Below are 19,057 nucleotides of genomic sequence, written 5' to 3' on the forward strand. Positions count from 1 at the left end.
ACCGATTGAAACTAACCAAAAAGCAAGGAGGGGGAAATGAAAACGAAAAAAATATCCATTGGGATCATTGTATCCGTAGTTGTCCTCATGCTGGCCATGCCGGTCTCGGCAGTGGCTGAGGAATACATGATCGGGCTGTCGCTTGCCATCACCGGCCCGACATCCGACGCCGGAAATCCCTATGCCAAGGGCGTGGAGGATTATTTCCGCTACGCCAATGACATGAAGCTGCTTGGCAAGGACACCATCAAATATGAGATCCGGGACGACAAGTACGAGACCGCCATCACCAAACGCAATTTCGAAGAATACCTGGACATGGGCATGGTCTTTTACCTCAACTACTCAACCGGCAGCACCCTGGCGCTGAAACGGGATTTTGAGGAGGTAAAGATGCCGACCCTGCCGGCCTCCTATCACGCAGGCAACATAGAGGATTCGGACTATGTTTTTCTGCCCATCGCCTCCTATTCCGCCCAGGCCATCGGTCTGGCCGAATACCTGGTGGCCAATCATGACGGCAAAACACCCAGAGTGGCCATGTACGTGCATCCGTCCGCATTCGGGAGAGGCCCGGTGGAAGATGTCAAAGCCGCGGTTAAAGCGGGGCTTGATATGGAAATCGTGGAGGTCGTGGAGCACGGTAAGGATCTGGATGTGACCGGCATGCTTCAGCGCTGGAAAAGCAAAAATGTCCAGTATGTCATCAGCCATACGGTGCAGTCGCCGGTGGCCACCCTTTTAAAAGGCGCCAGCCGTATGGATCTGGTGGCCAAAAGCTTTGGTGAAAAAGGCAAAATCACATTTATGGGCGCCCATTACACGGGCGGAAACGATCTGATCGCCCTGGCCGGCAAGGCGGCGGAAAATTTCTACTGGACCACTTCCTTTATTACCACCAGTGAGGACAGCTACGCCGCTGACACCCAGATGGCGCTCGCCGAGCGTTACGGCCGGGATGACAAAACCGCCAACTCCCACAACTATGCGGCCGGCATCATTGTCGCAGAGGTGGCCACAGAGGTGATCCAGCGGGCCAAGGCCAAAGGTGAAGAAATCAACAAAAAAACCCTTTACCAGGAGCTTTTGGCAATGAACGGCATGAACGCCTTTTACTCCGGCACTGCCGTGGGCCCGGTGACCTATTCGAAAGACGATCACCAGGGTGTTGATACCCTGCAGCTCTATTCGGTCCAGAATGGGGAGTTCCGGGCTGTAGGCAAACCGTTTATCCCGGAGTATACGGATAAAATCAAGTAAGTCGCGCCCCCCGACAAAAGGGGGTTGCGGTAAATTAAATGATAAAAATTGCCTCAACCCCCTTTTTACCGGGTGATCGCCTCCCTGCATCAGCGAAATCGCCCGGCAACGGGTCTGAAAAACATTGAATAGCGGGTTTTAAGTACATGGCGGCAAAAAGTAACGGGCATTTGCTCGAAGTCAACAACATTGAAGTGGTCTATCACGATATCGTCCAGGTGCTTCGGGGGGTCAGCCTTCAGGTGCCGGAGGGGGCGATCGTTGCGCTCTTGGGGACTAACGGAGCGGGCAAGACCACCACCCTGCGGGCCATCAGCGGTCTGCTCAAACCGGAGAACGGGTTTATCCGGGATGGATACATCAAATTCAGGGGAACAGACATCACCAATGTGCTGGGTACGCAGGTGGTCAAACTGGGGGCTGTGATGGTGCCCGAGGAGCGCCGGGTGTTTAAACATCTGACCGTGGATGAAAATATCCGGGTCGGATCCATCACCCGAAAAGACGGCCAGCATGCAATAAATGCCGACCATCAGCTCATGTACAAGCATTTTCCCCGGCTGGGAAATATCACCAATCGCCTGGCCGGGTATTGCTCCGGCGGAGAGCAGCAGATGATCGTTATCGCCAGAGCCCTGATGAGCGCGCCCAAAGTACTAATGCTCGATGAGCCGTCTCTCGGCCTTGCACCGCTTCTGGTCAAAGAAATCTTTGAAAATATCCGCACCATCAATGAGGAATTGAATACCACCATATTGGTTGTCGAGCAGAATGCCAAGATCGCCCTGGAAGTGTCCCAGTACGCCTATATCATGGAGTCCGGCAAAATCGTCCTGGAAGGCCCGTCCAAGGAATTAAAGAACAATCCGGATGTCAAGGAATTCTACATGGGCATCACCCGGGGCGGGGGGCGCAAATCGTTTAAAGAAGTCAAATCCTACAAACGGCGTAAACGCTGGATGTAATCGGTCATCCGGAGAAGGAAAAACTCATGAATATTTTAGTGGGATATAGCGGCACGGATGTCTCTAATACGGCATTGGCGCTGGCGCGGGATCACGCAAAAATCTTCAATGCCAAAGTGCTGGTAATGAATTCCATGGAAGGCGGGGCTGCGGAAAAAATAAAAACCATTGACCGAATAGAATCCCGACTGAATGCGGCCAAAAAATTTATCCAAGAGGCCGGCGTGGCGTGCGAAACCCATCAGCTGGCCCGGGGCATGTCACCGGGGGAAGACATCGTTCAATTCGCCCAGGAAAAGGAAATCGACCTGATATATGTCGGCATCAAGAAAAAATCGCGCGCCCAGAAAATTATTCTCGGTTCAACCGCCCAGTTTATTATTTTAAAGGCCCCGTGTCCGGTCGTTACGGTTAAGTAATGGGAACCATTTCAAAAACCCCAGCCAGACGGGAAAACAGCCATGGGACTGTATGATTTTACCTACTATGATCTAATCCGCCGCAATGCCGATATTTATTCAACATCATCGGCATGGCACGATGTCGATACCAAACAGGCGCTCACATTCGGCCAGGTAAAAGCCCGGGTCGATCGACTGGCTGCGGGGCTTAAAGCCGAAGGCATTCAAAAAGGGGACCGGCTCGGGGTATTCGGCAAAAACAGTACGGAGTTCTTCCTGCTCTATGGCGCGGCCGCCGCTTTAGGGGCGATCATGCTCCCGGTTAACTGGCGGTTGAGCGGCGAAGAAGCCTGCTACAATCTAAGCGACGGCACGCCTAAACTCCTGTTTGCGGATGCGGAATTCCAGGAAACGATCAACGCCCATCGTCAGAAACTGCCTTCTGACATGCGGTTCTTCAATTTAAAGACAGACAGCGGCGAATATGACTCGTTTGCCTCACTGACAAATCAAACCGAATCATTTGTACCTGCTGACGTCAAAAATGATGACGGTTTTCTCATTATCCATACCGCGGCGGTGGGCGGCCGGCCGCGTGGGGCGCTGCTAAGCCACGCCAACTTGATGTGCGCCTGCCTGCACCTAAACTATTATTTCGGGCTCTCGGAAAAGGACGTTCATTTGAATCTGCTGCCCCTTTTTCATGTGGCCGGCCTGTTCATGGCGGCGGCCGCCTTTCAGTGCGGCGCCTTAAACGTCAACATGACCAAGTTCGACGCCGCCCATGCCGCCGGCCTGATTGATGAGTTCGAAGTTTCCCTGATTTTTGACTTTCCGCCCATTCTAAACTCCATCCTGACGGCGGCCGGCGAAGGAAACCACAAATTATCTTCCCTCAAATCGGTCATCGGTCTGGGCACAGCCGAAGACATCGAGAGATATCAGGAAATGACCCAGGGTACGTATTTTTGTATGTACGGCCAAACCGAGACGGCCATGATGACAACCATCGGCCGATACAATGATGCGCCCGGCTCGGTGGGCCGGCCGGTCATTCTCTCGGATGTCCGCACGATCAATGATGACGGCCACCCCTTAGCCGCGGGAGAGGTCGGGGAAATCGTTATGAAGGGCCCCCTGATTTTTCAGGGGTACTGGAATCTACCTGACGAGAATGCCCATACGTTTCGCGGGGGTTGGCATCATACCGGGGATACCGGAAAATTCGACGAGGCCGGCTTTTTATACTATGCGGGCCGCAAAGAGGAAAAGGAACTCATCAAACCGGGCGGGGAAAATGTCTATCCCGCGGAGGTGGAAAAGGTCATTCTGGAGCACCCGGCGATTGAGAATACGGTGGTTTTCGGTGTTCCGGACCCCAAATGGAAGGAAGGGATCAAGGCCGTTTGCCTGTTAAAAGCCGGAGAAACGCTTGAGGCGCAAACACTCATCGATTTCGTCGGCGAACGGATCGCCCGGTTTAAAAAGCCCCATTATGTAGAGATGACAGCGGATTTTCCCTTAAAAGCCGATGGCACGCCGGATCGGGAAAAAATCAAGGAACGTTTCGGCCGCGGATAAAGAATCGTCTATTTTGCTATGCCAAAACTTAAGCTTCTGCTTTTTTTGGAAAATTTATATATATCCTTATAAATATATTGATTTTACTATTATTTCTTTATAATATAAATAATATCAGGAAACTATTTAATAAAAAGGAGGACAGCCTATGGAATAAATGGCTTGCATGGTTGGGGGAAACTTTTTGAAACTCAGATCAAAAGAAAAAAAGGGGGGACCAATGAAACGACTGACAATTTTTATGTTTTTAGTTTTTACCAGCGTGGCCTTTCTGGCCGGCCCGGCTCTGGCCGAAATGGGCATGGGCAAGGTCACACCGGTAACCACGGATGTGGGCATTCAACTTTTCGGCACCTTGAAAACATTTCCGCATTTTGTAAGCAATATGGATTTCAATGATGATGATACCGACTTTGACTGGCTGCTTGACGAGGGCGGAATTATTGACAACGATGAGATCACCGTCCGGAATGAATTTCGGCTCGGAATAAAAGGCGGCGGCGAAAACTGGAAATTTATGTCCATGCTGGAAAGCGATTTTGCGCTGGATAAAGGCAACGTGGACCGCGGCGTTCGGGCCGGGGAAATCAGCAATGACCTGGGAATGACCGGCGAGGACTTTGCGGTCGAAAAACTGGCATTCAGCTACGATTTCACTTCCCACGGCATGCCGGCAACCCTTGAAACCGGCTGGAACACAACCTGGGTGGATTTGGAAACCGGCGGCTTGTTCTACGGCGACGACCATCCCTATATCAGCCTGTCCGGCAACATGAATGATGTTAAATGGGAACTCCTGGCCCTTCTCATAAATGACTGGGCAACCATGGACGGCAATGGTGATGAGGATGACTGGCAGGTCTATACCGCCAAGGCCACATTCCCTGCCGGCTCCTTAAAAGTAGCGCCTTTCTATGGCTACAGCGATAATCAGGCCCGGGAAGCGGATGTGCATTACTTAGGCATTCAGGCGTATGGGAAAATGGGCAACCTCAAACCCAAAGCCGAATTCGTCTATGCGCTGGGAGATAAAGACAACTTCACGGCCACCGGTGGTGAGGCTGATATTTCCGCATATGGCGGCTTTGCCGCAATCGAAGCCGCTGTTTCCGGTTCGGTTAATCCCTACTTCGGCGGTTATTATATCTCCGGCGATGACGACGCAACGGACGATGACATTGAAGCGTTTAACCCGATTACCAATATCTCCCGCTATGCCGGCCCCTTCGGTCTTGAGAACGGCATCATTTACCGATACCTTCCGGTGGCCGGCTCTCATCTTTACAGCAACACCTTTGACACCCTCGGGGGCGCCCCCGGATACGGCGGCATCAGCAACTCAGCCAATGCCAACAGTCCGGGCATGTATAGTCTAGGAGTCGGCACCCACGGCGGAATGAACAGTTGGTCCTACAAAACCCAATTACAGTATTTCTGGATGGCGGAAACCGGCGCGCTGGAGGATGTTGAAGAAAAGAGCATCGACGATGCCATGGGCTGGGAATTCGATTTGCAGCTGACCTATCATTTCAACAAGCACTTTTCACTGGGCAATGTGATTTCAATCTTCGATCCCGGCGATGGTATTGAAGATCTGCAGGGCCCGGGTTTTGATGAAATGGCTTTTGTGGACACGATTGAGATGAAATGGACATTTTAGTCCGCTGGATCAATTAATTATTTTGGCGCACAAAAAAGGAAAAAAGGCCGGACAAGTCCGGCCTTTTTCTGTTATTCTAAGGCTAATTCATCAGGCGAGGCACTAGAAAATGTTAAAAAAAAGGTTTGTCGGACTTTTGGCGGCCCTTAGTCTCCTGTGGGCAGCGGCGCCGGCTTCTGCCGCTTTACCGGATTATCAGGGGCTTTTCACCTATCTGGATACCGCATTTCCGGATCAGCAAAAGATCATATCAAAAATTTCCGCCGTACATCAGCACCGGCTACTTTTCCCCAAAAACGAAGCCTCCCTTGAAAAAGGCCGGGAACTTTTAATTCTTCGCCAGCCCCCCAACACGCCTGATGCCCTGCTCCCGCAGATCGGCGTATTGCAAATCGAGCGCTTGACCGGCAACAGCTATGTGGCCCGGCAGGTTGCGGTATTTGAAGATTTGCCGCCGGAATCGGGCGATCCGGTGGCCACCCCCGCCGCCCCGCTGATCTGCCTGTATTCCAATATTTCCGAAAAAAACGGGTTTGCCCCGTATCAGAAGCTGCTTCAAAAACTGCTGGATCACCATTACCCGGTTTTGGAAATCGACGCCCTTTCGCATATCCCGTCAGGTCAGGAATACGGACTTCTGCTGCGATTGGAAGGCACAGGAAACACCCTGGTCACCAAGCTGCAATCCTTGTATTCCGGAAAAACTTTCTATTCCGAAGCCCAGGCTTGTGACCAGGCGTTTCAGACAAAAGATTCTGCGGGCGAAGAGTTCATGCCGGCAACCAAACCACCTGCCCGGGTGCCGGACACGCCCCACAGGCAGGAGAAACCCGAGAAAGCTGCGCCGCCCGCCACAGATGCCAAGCTCCGGCCATCTCCGGCTGAGCCCGGATCACCAAATTTTCAAACCGTCAGCACCGAAGCCGGAAATGACTTTCAGCCGCTTCGGCTTCCCGATAAATTCCAGCGACTGGTCATCTGCCAGCTTGATGAGACGCCGGCACTAGAATTTGTGCTTTTAAATAATGACAGGGTCCAGGTCTTTCACAAAATCGATAACAGCCTGCAATCCGTATACGATTATGCATTTGACACAGACGGCATCATCGGCCTCCATCTCCATGCCATGGATCTGAACCGGGACGGCCGGGATGAGCTGGCCGTGACCCTGGGACAGCGGAAAATAGCGGTCGATGCCTGGAGCACCCGCTTATGCGCTCAGATTTTAAGCATTCAGGACCACCGGCTTCAGCCGATAAAAAAAGACATTCCTTTTTATCTGCGCGTCATTTCCGAACCCGACGGGAAACCGGTATTGCTGGGCCAGGCCAAGGGCGAATACGAGCCTTATACCGGTGCCATCCTAAAAATTGATCCGGCAGATGACGGCCGTTTGTCCACTTCCACATATGCCCCGGCAAAGGGCGTTTATTCCTTATATCAATTCAGCCGCCTGCCGGGATATCCTGAGAACATAATGATTCTTGAACCCGGCCATCACATCAGCGTCTATCACGCGGAAACTGAAAAAATAATGGCAATGACGGATCAAGAATTCGGAGCCTATGAAATCCTCTCTTATCCGGTTGCCCTTGAAGAACCGGAATTTCTCGGCGGGTTTGACAAAAAAACGTCGGCAGACTGCTTTGCGCCCAGGCGCTTTAGCCTGAAACCAGCCTATGATGAGCAGGTTTTTACCATCAATAAACAGCGCGAAATGGATTGGGGACTGGAAAAGCTTAAACGCCTCATCGGCAAAGAGAATGCCCGGGACAGCCTGGTGGCTGTTCAATGGACCGGCGAGGCCGTCCGGCAGACCTATACATCCAAAGCCATAGCCAAGGATATTCTGGATTTTTCATTTATGCGCGGAGAGGATAAAGACGAGATTTTCATTCTGGTTAAAGACGCCCAGGGCTTTGCCCTGCTAAGAATGGAATAGAAACCCTGTGCCTACTGCTGCCGCTCGCCCAGAAAAAACTTTTTAATTTTTCCTGCGATCCACCTGGCCGGCAGGCGCGTGATCGTATAGCCGATGGTGGCCAGCATGATAAAGATCAGGACTTTGGAAGAAACGGCCATCTCAGGGGTTGTGGCAAATTGCTGCGCCAGCAGGGCGAGCCCGATGCCCATCAGAATCTGCCACGTATCTGGCAGGAATAGAATGTAAAAAACGATATAGGTTGGGGTTACCGGTCGTTTCGGCATATTCAGGGCCCTGTTTTCTTCTAAGTAACTTCACGGGTATTAGGTTAATTAAATCAATAATTTATGGTTGGCACGGTGGCCGACCCTACGATGAATCGGGTTTTTCCCCATTCGTAGGGCGGGCCACCGTGCCCGCCTGAAAAATAGATAGAACAAATTTACCGTACCTCAGTGCCTTTAAAGTTACTTATAGGCTCGGTCCCGGGCGGCAGCCCGGGGGGAATACTTTCAAGGAACTTTGGGTATTAGGTATTAGGTGTAAAACTCAATAATATATGCTTTTATTCCGGAGTCTTCCGCAACTGTCATTCCGAGGCGCGCCAGCAACGAGGAATCTTAAGATTTCTCGCTGCCGCTCGAAATGACAGTATGGACGGATTTTATGCACCTTTTTGGGTTACTTTCGGCAAAAATGGCACGCCCACGGCTTCAACCGCTTTTTGCGAAGCCGTCATTCCTAAAGCAGATTCTCCCCCCGCAGCCGATCAATAATCTCACTGGTGGATTTGCTCCGGTTCATAGTATAGAAGTGCAATCCCGAAACGCCTTCTTTTAACAGCCCCCGGCACTGATCAACGGCAAAATCAATCCCCATCTGAAGCACCGCCTCCTTATCCGCGTCAGCCATTGCGTCCAATTTCTGCTGCAGTTCATCCGTAATGGTGGAGCCGCATACTTTGGATAAGATATTGGTGAGCTTGATGGTGTAGACCGGCATAACCCCCGGAATAATAGGGACGGTAATACCGGCTGCCCGGCACTTATCAACGAAATCAAAGAAATACTGATTGTCATAGCAGTACTGGCATACGATGTAGGCCGCCCCGCTATCCTGTTTCTTTTTGATCGCCTCAATGTCTTTGTCCAGACTTTCCGCTTCCACATGGCCTTCGGGATAGGCCGCGCATCCAAGCGCAAAATCATACCGATCCTTGATAAAGCCGATCATATCCGAGGCATAAGAGAAGCTTTCCGGATGAGGGGCAAAATTTTCATCCTTAGGCTTATCCCCCCGGATCACAAAAATCGTCTCAATCCCGAGCGCCTTATAATTATCCAGCACTTCGGTTATTTCATCCGGCCCCAGCCCATAGCCTGCAAGATAGGCAACAGTGGGCAGATTCTTTTCCTCAACCAGTTTTTTTACCGTCTGATAGGAGCCGTCCCGGTTTGAGCCGCCCGCCCCGAAGGTCACCGTCATATAATCGGGGCCGCGCTCCGCCAATTTATCCACAATACCATCGAATTTTTCCGCTGCCGCCTCATCGCGGGGCGGAAAAAATTCCATGGACACCACCGGGGCCTTTTTTTCATAAAGCTCTGTCACGCGCATAATCTTAAATTTTCCTCCTGTGCGAATTTGATAATCAATTAAAACCAGAACTGCACAGTATTTTAAAATGCCCCCGGGGTTGTCAAGACAATCTTTCCTAAATTGAGCGTTTCAAATTTTTAAAATCGGAAGCTTCAAAAAACGTCCCGGCCCGCGCCGGCCCGCTACGCATAGCCTTAAAACTTTCTGATTTTCTTAAAAATAATAATTTGACGCCCAAGTAAATCCTGTTATATTATGTAAAGAGGTCTATTATGCCTGAAAGGAGGCGGCTTTGCTTCAAAAATATGAAATAATTAAGGATAGCCAGCAAAAAAAACTTAAAATCCGGGAGTATGCGATTATTGACAAGCGCCTTAAAAATGTGAGCCCTGGATTGCTGCGTCCCGAGGATTACACATTTCTTCATGAGGAGACCTATGAGGCCAAAGCCATTTTCAAGGCCATCGCCCAAGGGGGCCTTGACCTGATCGCCGCCCTGCGAACTCCCATTTTTTTCCCGAATGCGGACAATATCGCCATCATCGCCGAATCCGTGGTAAAATTATATGATGCCAAAAATAAAAAAGCGGTTGCGCTGATCTTCAATGACGGCGCCGGCCACACAAGCGCTGACATCAACTGACCCCCCGGCCTTATCCCTATTATTTAACCATTAAATTCAGGCGATTGCATTTCTGCGCGGATACTGTTATTGTTGAGCATATCCATTTAAGATTTAAAAACGCTTGCAGGGAAATCATGGTACCCCCAAAACTTCATATCGGCACTTCCGGCTGGAATTACAATCATTGGAAAGGCCCTATGCCGGAAGCCTTGGCGATAAACTGGGGCCGGTCCTTTTTCAGCTGCCGCCCCGCTGGAAGTTAAATATTGACCGGCTCCAGGAGCTGGCCAATTAATAAAACCTCCTGTTACCGGGATTTATTTTTGCCCAGTCCATGCTAGGTTTCGTAAAACTCTCATCCCGCTGACCGGATGACACATCCATGCATATGCAAACAGAAAAAAATATAACCCGATTTTTGAGCATCCTGGCATTTTTCATTTCGATTTTTTATTTCATTCTGCCGCAACCCCCGGTTGGCGCGGCAAACAGCCGGGAGACCCTCTGGCCGATCCCCGATTTTTTAAACAAGACCACCGTTAACCCGGCACTGACCGATCGATTCGGTACGTGGCGGACGGATCTGTATAAAAACGGCATCCGGCTATCCATGGACACGGTAACCGGCTACCAGAATGTGCTTTCCGGCGGCATCCGCGAAGACGGCGAGGCCGGCGGATCGCTGGACCTTGAGCTGGCCTTTGATTTTGAAAAACTCGGCTTATGGCAGGGCGGGTATGTCCGGCTGTTTGCGGAAACCCGATTCGGCGATTTTATCAATGCCGACACCGGCTCACTGCACGCGGAAAACACGGACGGATTGTACCCGCTGGCGCATAAAAACGAAACCGTCATGACCAGCATCGCCTACTACCATCGGATTTCTTCAAAGACCGGCGTCTTTTTCGGGAAACTGGAAACCCTGGGGCGGGATGCCAATGCATTGGCCGGCGGCCGGGGTAAGACCCAGTTTTCAAACCAGAACCTGGTATTTAATCCGGTCACCCTGCAGACCATCCCGTATGCCGCCCTGGGCGGCGGTTTCTTTCTGCAGGACACCGAAGAGAAAGCCGCCTTTTCCCTGGCCGTACTCGACCCAAACGGGAAGCCCAATAAAATCGGACTTGACGAGGCATTTGATGACGGCGCAACCCTTGCCATGGAATACCGCATCTCTCTCGATGTTCTTGGCCGCAGCGCCAATCAGCTGCTGGGGCTCTCGGTCGGGACCAAAGATTACGGCCTGGCCGTGCCGGACGACTGGCTGAAATTCTCCCATATCCCGAAAGATCCATCCCTTATCCGGCCGGGAAAAGATGAAACCTGGTGTATTTATTTTAATTATGACCAGTTCCGGTTTTTTGAAGAAACCGAACCGCAACAGGGTATCGGCTATTTTCTCAGACTGGGGTATGCGGATGAGGCCACCAATCCCTTTGAATGGTTTTGCAGCTTCGGCCTGAGCACCACCGGCATCATTCCGGATCGCCCAGAGGATACACTCGGACTGGGATATTATTTTACGGCCATAAGCGACGAACTGCCGGATTATCTCTTTATATTGGACGATGAGCAGGGAATGGAATTTTATTACGACATCACCGCCGCCCCCTGGCTCCATATCACGCCGAACTTTCAGATTGTCGACCCCGCCAATCAGTTCGTGGAGACCGCATTGATTATGGGGCTTCGGGTAAAAGTGGATATCTAACATCGGCTTGATCCGGTATTGGAGAAAGATATCCGGGCTGAAACCGGCACGCAGGGGTTTATTGCGGACGCGCCCATCAATTTAATTTATGTGGCGGATTATTCAAAAATGAGCGGCGCGGACGAAGACCGGAAAAGATTTTATGCGGCCGCTGATACCGGGTTCATCAGCCAGAACGTCTACCTTTACTGCGCCTCAGCCGGCCTTGCCACCGTGGTCAGGGGCTCGGTGCCCCGATCACAGCTCGCCAAAATCATGAATCTGCGCGCGGAACAGCATATTACGCTGGCCCAGACGGTTGGATTTCCGGGCGACTAATTGCATGCAAGCGTCGGGTTGGCGTTTGCCTGTATATTATTTTATACTTCTAAGTAACTTCACGGGTATTAGGTTTTGGGTATTAGGTATTAGGTTAATGAAATCAAGAATTTATGGTCGGCACGGTGGCCGACCCTACGATGAATCGGGTTTTTCCCCATTCGTAGGGCGGGCCACCGTGCCCGCCTGAAAAATAGATAGAACAAATTTACCGTGCCTCAGTGCCTTTAAAGTTATTTTTAGGCTCGGTCCCGGGCGGCGGCCCGGGGGGAATACTTCTAAGTGACTTTACGGGTTTTGGGTATTAGGTGAATGAAATCAAATTACAAGACTGTCATCCATTGATAAAAAAAATAAACTCCCCCCCCCTTGACGAGCAGATCCGATGTATTAATTTTAAAACTGAAAAGGAAATAGACAACTGAAATTTATATAAATCAGTAAAAAAGGGGGTGACATTATGGCACTGGTAAGATGGGATCCATGGACTACGCTGCCGACGTTGCAGGATCGTATCAACCGACTGTTTGAGGATACATTCCCTGCCCGCCCGGGCGGCGAGGAAAGCGAGATGGCACTGTTTGACTGGCGTCCGACAGTGGATACCTATGAAGAAGGCGACAACATTGTGATCAGAGCGGACCTGCCGGGCGTCAAAAAAGAGGATGTGAGCATTGATGTAAAAGACAATGTGCTGACACTCAAAGGTGAACGTAAACACGAAGAAAATATCAATGAAGAAAACTACTACCGCAGGGAAAGCGCATACGGCAAATTTCAACGGGCATTTACCCTGCCGGACGGAGTTGATCCCGATAAGATCGAGGCAAGTTATAAGGACGGAACACTGAAAATCACCGTTCCCAAAACAGAAAAGACCAAAACGAAGAAAATCGATATCAAATAAAACGGCGTGAAAAAACCCGGACGATCTCCCAGAACCGTCCGGGTTTTTTTATGCCCAAACTTTAGAGTTGGTTTAGGCAGGCCATCTGCCACCCCCCAAACCTCAACACCTAATACCCAACACCCAACACCTTACACCTTATACCCTACACCCAACACCTTACACCCTATACCCTACACCTTTACCGGCAGCGTCCAGTTCTCCGGGTCCTCAGCCCGGCCGTACTGAATATCCGTAATCGCATCAAAAAACTTCTTGGCCCAGGGCCCGACCTGGCCGTCCCCCACGAACATCTGCTTATCCCGGTATTTGATCTCGCCAACCGGTGAAATCACCGCTGCCGTGCCGGAGCCGAAAACCTCCTGCAGCTTACCGGCGTCATAGGTATCCACCAGTTCATCGATACTGAGTCTGCGCTCGGTTACCGGCATGCCCCATTGGCGGGCCAAACGGATCACTGTGTCCCGGGTAATGCCTGAAAGGATGCTGCCGCTGAGCGAAGGCGTCACCAGTTCATTGTCGATCACAAAGAAAATATTCATGGAACCGACTTCCTCGACATATTTGAGCTCCACGCCATCCAGCCACAGGACCTGGGTATAGCCCTGCCGGTGGGCTTCTTCGCCGGCATAGAGGCTGGCCGCATAATTGCCCGCGGTTTTGACTTCGCCCATTCCGCCGCGCACGGCCCGAACGTACTTGTCCGTGACCCAGATCTTAACCGGATTAAACCCTTCCTTATAATAGGCCCCGACCGGCGATAAAATGATGAAAAACCGATAGGTATAGGAGGCCCGGACCCCTAAAAACGGATCTGTGGCGATGATCGTGGGCCGTATGTAAAGGGAGGTCCCCGGCGCAGAAGGCACCCAGCGTTTCTCGACTCTTAGGAGCTCCATCAGGGCCTCCAGGGCAAAGTCTTCGTCAAGCTCCGGAATACAAAGCTTGTGCGCGGAGCGGTTGAACCGTTTGAAGTTTTCCATTGGCCGGAACAGATTGATCCCCCCGGACGGAGTTTTAAACGCCTTTAACCCCTCAAAAATGGACTGACCATAATGCAGCACCATGGTTGACGGATCCAGGGTGAAATTATGGTAGGGCTCGATCCGGGGGTTGTGCCACCCATTTTCCAGGTTATAATCCATATTAAACATGTGATCCGTAAAAACAGTTCCGAAGCTTAGCTCGGACTCCTCTGGCAGCTCTTTTAACTGATCGGTGGTTTTGATGCTAAGTGTCATGCTTTTCTCCATATCCGAAATGATGAGGTGATTATTCAAAATATTTTTATATTCTTTACCATGCACATCACCATGATCAAGAAAATTTATTTTAACGCAAACGAGAAATTCAGTCAGGCGGCGGTTTAATGCGATCCATTTGGGTTATAAGCGGCCGGATACGGGCGGCCCGACCGGTTAAAAGCCTTGACAAAACCGATAATTTTCTTAATTTTTGCCTTTTAAGCCAATACAAGACAGCTTCATTCATCAATTGATCCGGATTAAAAAATTAAAGGGCAGGCAATGCGAGAAGATATCACTCAAATCCGTTGGCACGGCCGGGGGGGACAGGGGGCCATTACAGCGGCCAAGATTGTGGCCGGCGCCGCCTTTTCCTCGGGGTATGAAGGGGTGGTCATGACGCCTACTTTCGGCACGGAGCGCCGGGGGGCGCCGGTCTTGACCTCACTGAAAATCTCCAAACACAAAATCTATGATCTCTCGCCGATCACTGCGCCGGATATGGTCGTGGTGTTTGATCATCTCTTATTAAAAGAGGTGGATGTAGCCGGCGGGCTGCGGACCGGGGGACTCATCATGATCAACACCCCGAGGCCGCCGGCGGATTACGCCTATGAGGGCATGAACGTATCCACCGCGGATGTAAGTTCCATTGCCCCGCGCGTCGGGCTGCCGCCGGGCATCATCAATACCGGCATGATCGGCCTGTTTGCCAAAGCCACCGGCCTGCTGGATCTGGAGCCCCTGCTTCAGGCCATCACCGAGGAATTTGAAGGCCGCAACCCGGAAAAAAATGTTGAAGCCGCCCGTGTAACCTATGAAAATACCCTAGTTGGAGAATCCCGATGACCGAAAAAAAATATGCCTGCCGGATTTCAAGAAGTGAGCCCGGCCCCGGAGACGGGGGCCGAACCGGCTCCTGGCGGGTGCTTCGCCCTGTGATCGACCTTGAAAAATGCATTCCCGCCAAACGCAACAAGGCCGCCTGCTTTAACTGCTGGCTTTACTGCCCGGACGGGGTGATCACCCGGACCATTCCCCCGACCATAGATTACGAATACTGCAAAGGCTGCGAAATCTGCGCGGAAGAATGCCCTGTGGGGGCGATTACCATGGTCGAAGAAACCGTCTACATCAAAGAGGAGAAATAACCCTATGCATGTCATTGAATCCGGCAACGTGGCAGCCGCCAACGGGGTCAAGCTGGCGCGGGCCCAGGTGGTGGCCGCATACCCTATTACGCCCCAGACGCCGTTGACTGAAAAGCTGTCCGAATTTGTCGATTCCGGAAAAATGGATGCCGAATATATCCCGGTGGAAAGCGAACACAGCGCCCTGTCCGTCTGTATTGCCGCATCCAGCGCAGGTGCGCGGGCGTTTACCGCAACAAGCGCAAACGGACTGCTGTACATGAGCGAACAGCTGCACTGGGCGGCCGGCGCCCGCCTGCCGATTGTGATGTGCGTTGTCAACCGCGGCATCGGCGCCCCATGGACCGTTTGGAACGACCAGCAGGACGCGATTTCCCAGCGGGATGCCGGCTGGATTCAGCTTTTTGCCTGCGACCATCAGCAGATCATTGACACGGTGATCCAGGCCTTTGCCATTGCCGAAACCGTAAGCATCCCGGTCATGGTCTGCTACGACGGCTATTTGCTGTCGCATACCTATATGCCCTTTGACATTCCGGAAAGCGGCACTGTAGACAAGTTTCTTCCCGCATATGCGCCTGAATACGCTTTGGATCCGGCAGCCCCCTGCAACTTAAACACCGTGACCCTGCCGGATATCCGGCCGGATGTGCGCGGTCATACAGCGCCCGGCTATATGGAGATCCGCCACAACCTCCATACGGACATGAGGGATGCGCTTGATGTAATCAAAACCGTGGATGAAAAATTCTACGACACCTTTGGCCGGGGCGGGCATTGCTATCTGGAACCCTACAAACTTGAAAACGCCGAATATATCGCCGTATGCATGGGATCGCTTTCATATCAGCTAAGGGACGTGGTCGACGTCCTGCGGGAGGACGGCCTCAATATCGGGGTATGCGGCCTCCGGGTGCACCGCCCGTTTCCGGATGCGGCCGTTCGGGAAACCTTTGGCGCGGCCAGAGGAATCATTGTAATGGAAAAAGCGCTCAGCTACGGCTATGAAGGGGCCTTATATACGGACATCAAGGCCGCGCTCTATCATTCAGACAATCGGCCGTTTATCCACAACTACATCCTGGGGCTTGGCGGCCGGGAAATCCAGACCCAGCAGCTCAAAGCGGCGCTTCATCAGTCGTGCTCCGAAAAGATTGGGCCTGAGGATATGCCCCAATGGATCGGGCTGAAAATGTGATGGCTTCGCAAAATTTGGTTTATACCATCGCCACAGCATTTTTGCAGAAAGTAACTTTTGATTCGTACTCGTACGCGTACTCGTGCTCGTAATCGGCTTTTAATTATTTCGAGTACGATCACGAGTACGAGAACCGTCCCGCTTGCGCGGGACTGAGTACGATTAAGTTACTTAGAAGAAGCCAATATCTTTTAATTAAAATATAACAGAACATATAATAGGATATAAAAATGGCTGAAAAAACAACCATCCTCAACCTGCCGGAAGACGAACTGGTTCATCCGGGAAACCGGGCCTGCGCAGGCTGCGGTTTAGGCCTTATTTACCGGATCGGGCTGAAAGCCCTGGGACGGGACACGATTCTGGTGGTGCCGCCCAGCTGCCTCACAGTGCTGCAGGGGCTATATCCCATTGCCGCCACCCAGCTGCCCTGTCTCAATGTGACCTTTGCCTCCACCGCGGCCGCAGCCACGGGCATCCTTGGCGCCATGCGGGCGAAAAAAAACACTTCCACCACCGTGGCCGCCTGGGCCGGTGACGGGGGCACCAGCGACATAGGTCTTCAGGCGCTCTCCGGGGCGTGTGAGCGCGGGGAGGATTTTGTTTTTATCTGCTATGACAATGAGGCGTATATGAATACCGGCGTGCAGCGCTCCGGCACCACGCCCCAGGGGGTATTGACCACCACGACCCCGATTTCCGGGAAAAAACAGAAGAACAAAGATGTTCCGGCCATTCTGGCGGCCCATGGGATTCCCTATGTGGCCACCGCTTCCCCCGCCTATCCGCTGGATCTGTATGATAAAATTAAAAAGGCGAAAACCATCTCCGGGCCGAAATATATTCATGTGCATACGCCGTGCCCGTCCGGATGGGGGTTTAATCCGCGATACAGCATAAAAATCGGACGTCTGGCCGTTGAGAGCGGACTGTTTGATTTATACGAAAAAGAAAACGGGCGGTTTGAATTAAGCAGTCCCTCCAGCCGCCTGCTTAAAAAGGAGCGGCGACCGGTATCCGAATACCTCGAAACCCAGGCCCGCTTCAGGGGATTTTCAGACGCACAGATCGCCGCCATCCAGCAGGAAGTGGATGCCAAATGGGAGACTTATAAAAAGGAAGCCGAGTGCGGCCTCATCTAACGGTCTATCCTTCGTAAAGCACCGCCAGGATGTCTGCCTGCCCCTCTTTGGCCGCGATCATATGCGGGGTTGTGGAAAGGTAATAAATACTGTCGCCGGGCTCCAACTCAAATTTCTCCTGATCAATTTTCACAACCACGGTCCCTTCAAGCACGTAGATGAACTCCTCGCCTTCGTGGACCGAAGTTTCCTGATCCGGACTCTCCTCCAGGGTGACCGTCAAGGCTTCCATATGGCGGCCTTTGACCTCCGGCGCCAGGCTCTTGTAGGTATATAACTGTTTGCCTTTGGTGTTAGTTGAACGGGAAACCACCTTGCGCTCATTTTCCCGGGTGATTGAATAAAGCTTGTCGCCGACCCCGGACACCAGGCGGCTGAATGCGCTGTCAAGCGCCTTGGAGAGCTTGACCAGGGTGCCGAGCTGGGGCTGGATTTCATTTTTTTCAATCTGTTGCAGGGAATTCACATCAAACCCAGTTACATTGGCCAGCTCCTCGTAAGAAAGGCCCTTGGCTTCCCGGATTTTTCTGATCCGCTCCCCCACAGCCTCCACAGTGACCGGCTCGGATAATGAAATATCCCCGGTTAAAACCTCATATCGATCTTCATTGATGGACATTTGCGACTCCCCTATCTATTCTGTATAATATAATTGACAGCCTTAAAAAACCTTATGATAATTAATTATCAAATCCAATCCCCCGGGTCAACAAATCCAGACGCTCCGACACGGCTAATTTGTTCTGTATCCAAATCGAAATCGCTATCGGGATCGGGATCGAAAAAAATATGACCCTTGGACACGAAAAACTGGACGTCTATCGCCTTTCAATAGGCTACGTTGCATGGGTTTACGAGAAGGCCGACAGCCTGAACGGAGTCCATCGGCCCGCCCGGGATCAACGGCTTCGGGCCAGCCAGTCGATACCGCTCAATATCGCCGAAGGTAATGGCAAGACCGCGGAAGCCGACCGAAGGCGTTATTTCGAAATCGCTCGTGGCTCCGCGCTTGAGTGCGCGGCGATTCAAGATGTGCTGGTTGTCGGCAAGGCGCTGGACAAGATGGAAAGCCGGAACCGCAAGGATGAACTCGACCGTATGGCCGCGATGCTCAGCCGTCTCGGCGGAAGAGGATACCAAGTTCGAAAGGATCAGGAAGTCTACAGCATCGATTTCGATCCCGATAGCGATTTCGATTCCGATTTCGATCCCGATAGCGAAGAAAACGAATCCCAACCTTAGCGTTAACAGGACCGGGGGTATGGATTTTGCGGTTAGAACAAATTAGCCGTGGACGCTCCGAATTTTCTTCATGAGCGGTTTTCCTTGCCCGTGGCGGTTCCGGCATAACCGTTTCGACCATTTTGAATG

Annotated in this window: 19 protein-coding genes; 15 read left to right on the forward strand and 4 right to left on the reverse strand. The window is 51.8% G+C overall.

Annotated elements, in window-relative coordinates:
* Window positions 1–36 precede the first annotated feature (36 nt).
* The 6 genes from U5L07_06055 to U5L07_06080 all read left to right on the forward strand — a co-directional run bounded on the left by U5L07_06055 (window position 37) and on the right by U5L07_06080 (window position 7,809).
* On the forward strand, window positions 37–1,260 hold the full coding sequence (locus U5L07_06055; protein ID MDZ7831295.1) for an ABC transporter substrate-binding protein: 1,224 nt from the start codon (window positions 37–39) through the stop codon (window positions 1,258–1,260).
* A gap of 146 nt (window positions 1,261–1,406) precedes the next feature.
* Window positions 1,407–2,225 (forward strand): ABC transporter ATP-binding protein, encoded by an 819-nt coding sequence (locus tag U5L07_06060; protein ID MDZ7831296.1) that lies wholly within the window; start codon window positions 1,407–1,409, stop codon window positions 2,223–2,225.
* A 26-nt stretch (window positions 2,226–2,251) separates the two neighbouring features.
* Window positions 2,252–2,644 carry a universal stress protein gene (locus tag U5L07_06065; GenBank protein MDZ7831297.1) on the forward strand — a complete coding sequence of 131 codons (393 nt, stop codon included), beginning with the start codon at window positions 2,252–2,254 and terminating at the stop codon, window positions 2,642–2,644.
* A gap of 42 nt (window positions 2,645–2,686) precedes the next feature.
* On the forward strand, window positions 2,687–4,207 hold the full coding sequence (locus U5L07_06070; GenBank protein MDZ7831298.1) for an AMP-binding protein: 1,521 nt from the start codon (window positions 2,687–2,689) through the stop codon (window positions 4,205–4,207).
* Between the two features lie 220 nt (window positions 4,208–4,427).
* Entirely contained in the window at window positions 4,428–5,867 is a 1,440-nt protein-coding gene (locus tag U5L07_06075; GenBank protein ID MDZ7831299.1) for a hypothetical protein, read from the forward strand.
* A gap of 109 nt (window positions 5,868–5,976) precedes the next feature.
* Window positions 5,977–7,809: a VCBS repeat-containing protein gene (locus tag U5L07_06080; GenBank protein ID MDZ7831300.1), complete on the forward strand. Its 1,833-nt coding sequence runs from the start codon at window positions 5,977–5,979 to the stop codon at window positions 7,807–7,809.
* Between the two features lie 11 nt (window positions 7,810–7,820).
* Here the strand turns inward: U5L07_06080 and U5L07_06085 are convergent, their stop codons facing one another.
* The gene (locus U5L07_06085; GenBank protein ID MDZ7831301.1) at window positions 7,821–8,075 is read right to left on the reverse strand and encodes a hypothetical protein; all 255 of its coding nucleotides are present in this window, start codon (window positions 8,073–8,075) and stop codon (window positions 7,821–7,823) included.
* A 457-nt stretch (window positions 8,076–8,532) separates the two neighbouring features.
* Window positions 8,533–9,408 (reverse strand): methylenetetrahydrofolate reductase, encoded by an 876-nt coding sequence (locus U5L07_06090; protein ID MDZ7831302.1) that lies wholly within the window; start codon window positions 9,406–9,408, stop codon window positions 8,533–8,535.
* 274 nt (window positions 9,409–9,682) lie between these two features.
* Here U5L07_06090 and U5L07_06095 point away from each other — a divergent pair, with 274 nt between their 5' ends.
* From U5L07_06095 to U5L07_06110, 4 genes are all read left to right on the forward strand, one after another.
* Window positions 9,683–10,033, forward strand: a complete 351-nt coding sequence (locus tag U5L07_06095; GenBank protein MDZ7831303.1) for a hypothetical protein — start codon at window positions 9,683–9,685, stop codon at window positions 10,031–10,033.
* Between the two features lie 370 nt (window positions 10,034–10,403).
* On the forward strand, window positions 10,404–11,726 hold the full coding sequence (locus U5L07_06100; protein ID MDZ7831304.1) for a carbohydrate porin: 1,323 nt from the start codon (window positions 10,404–10,406) through the stop codon (window positions 11,724–11,726).
* A gap of 18 nt (window positions 11,727–11,744) precedes the next feature.
* Window positions 11,745–12,044: a nitroreductase family protein gene (locus tag U5L07_06105; protein ID MDZ7831305.1), complete on the forward strand. Its 300-nt coding sequence runs from the start codon at window positions 11,745–11,747 to the stop codon at window positions 12,042–12,044.
* 460 nt (window positions 12,045–12,504) lie between these two features.
* Entirely contained in the window at window positions 12,505–12,951 is a 447-nt protein-coding gene (locus U5L07_06110; GenBank protein MDZ7831306.1) for an Hsp20/alpha crystallin family protein, read from the forward strand.
* 173 nt (window positions 12,952–13,124) lie between these two features.
* Here the strand turns inward: U5L07_06110 and U5L07_06115 are convergent, their stop codons facing one another.
* Window positions 13,125–14,192 (reverse strand): branched-chain amino acid aminotransferase, encoded by a 1,068-nt coding sequence (locus U5L07_06115; GenBank protein ID MDZ7831307.1) that lies wholly within the window; start codon window positions 14,190–14,192, stop codon window positions 13,125–13,127.
* A gap of 285 nt (window positions 14,193–14,477) precedes the next feature.
* On the opposite strand from U5L07_06115, the gene U5L07_06120 reads away from it, so the two are divergent.
* From U5L07_06120 to U5L07_06135, 4 genes are all read left to right on the forward strand, one after another.
* Entirely contained in the window at window positions 14,478–15,044 is a 567-nt protein-coding gene (locus tag U5L07_06120) for a 2-oxoacid:acceptor oxidoreductase family protein (protein ID MDZ7831308.1), read from the forward strand.
* Window positions 15,041–15,346: a 4Fe-4S binding protein gene (locus U5L07_06125; protein ID MDZ7831309.1), complete on the forward strand. Its 306-nt coding sequence runs from the start codon at window positions 15,041–15,043 to the stop codon at window positions 15,344–15,346. The genes U5L07_06120 and U5L07_06125 overlap by 4 nt, the downstream gene beginning before the upstream one ends.
* Before the next feature lie 4 nt (window positions 15,347–15,350).
* Window positions 15,351–16,544, forward strand: a complete 1,194-nt coding sequence (locus tag U5L07_06130; protein MDZ7831310.1) for a pyruvate ferredoxin oxidoreductase — start codon at window positions 15,351–15,353, stop codon at window positions 16,542–16,544.
* A 230-nt stretch (window positions 16,545–16,774) separates the two neighbouring features.
* Window positions 16,775–17,686 carry a thiamine pyrophosphate-dependent enzyme gene (locus U5L07_06135; protein ID MDZ7831311.1) on the forward strand — a complete coding sequence of 304 codons (912 nt, stop codon included), beginning with the start codon at window positions 16,775–16,777 and terminating at the stop codon, window positions 17,684–17,686.
* Window positions 17,687–17,690: 4 nt separating this feature from the next.
* Here U5L07_06135 and U5L07_06140 read toward each other — a convergent pair whose 3' ends face one another.
* On the reverse strand, window positions 17,691–18,305 hold the full coding sequence (locus tag U5L07_06140) for an XRE family transcriptional regulator (GenBank protein MDZ7831312.1): 615 nt from the start codon (window positions 18,303–18,305) through the stop codon (window positions 17,691–17,693).
* A gap of 119 nt (window positions 18,306–18,424) precedes the next feature.
* Here U5L07_06140 and U5L07_06145 point away from each other — a divergent pair, with 119 nt between their 5' ends.
* Complete coding sequence (locus tag U5L07_06145) at window positions 18,425–18,928, forward strand: four helix bundle protein (GenBank protein ID MDZ7831313.1); 504 nt, start codon at window positions 18,425–18,427, stop codon at window positions 18,926–18,928.
* The last annotated feature ends 129 nt before the right edge of the window (window positions 18,929–19,057 follow it).

This window comes from Desulfobacterales bacterium (assembly GCA_034520365.1).
GTDB lineage: Bacteria > Desulfobacterota > Desulfobacteria > Desulfobacterales > Desulfosalsimonadaceae > M55B175.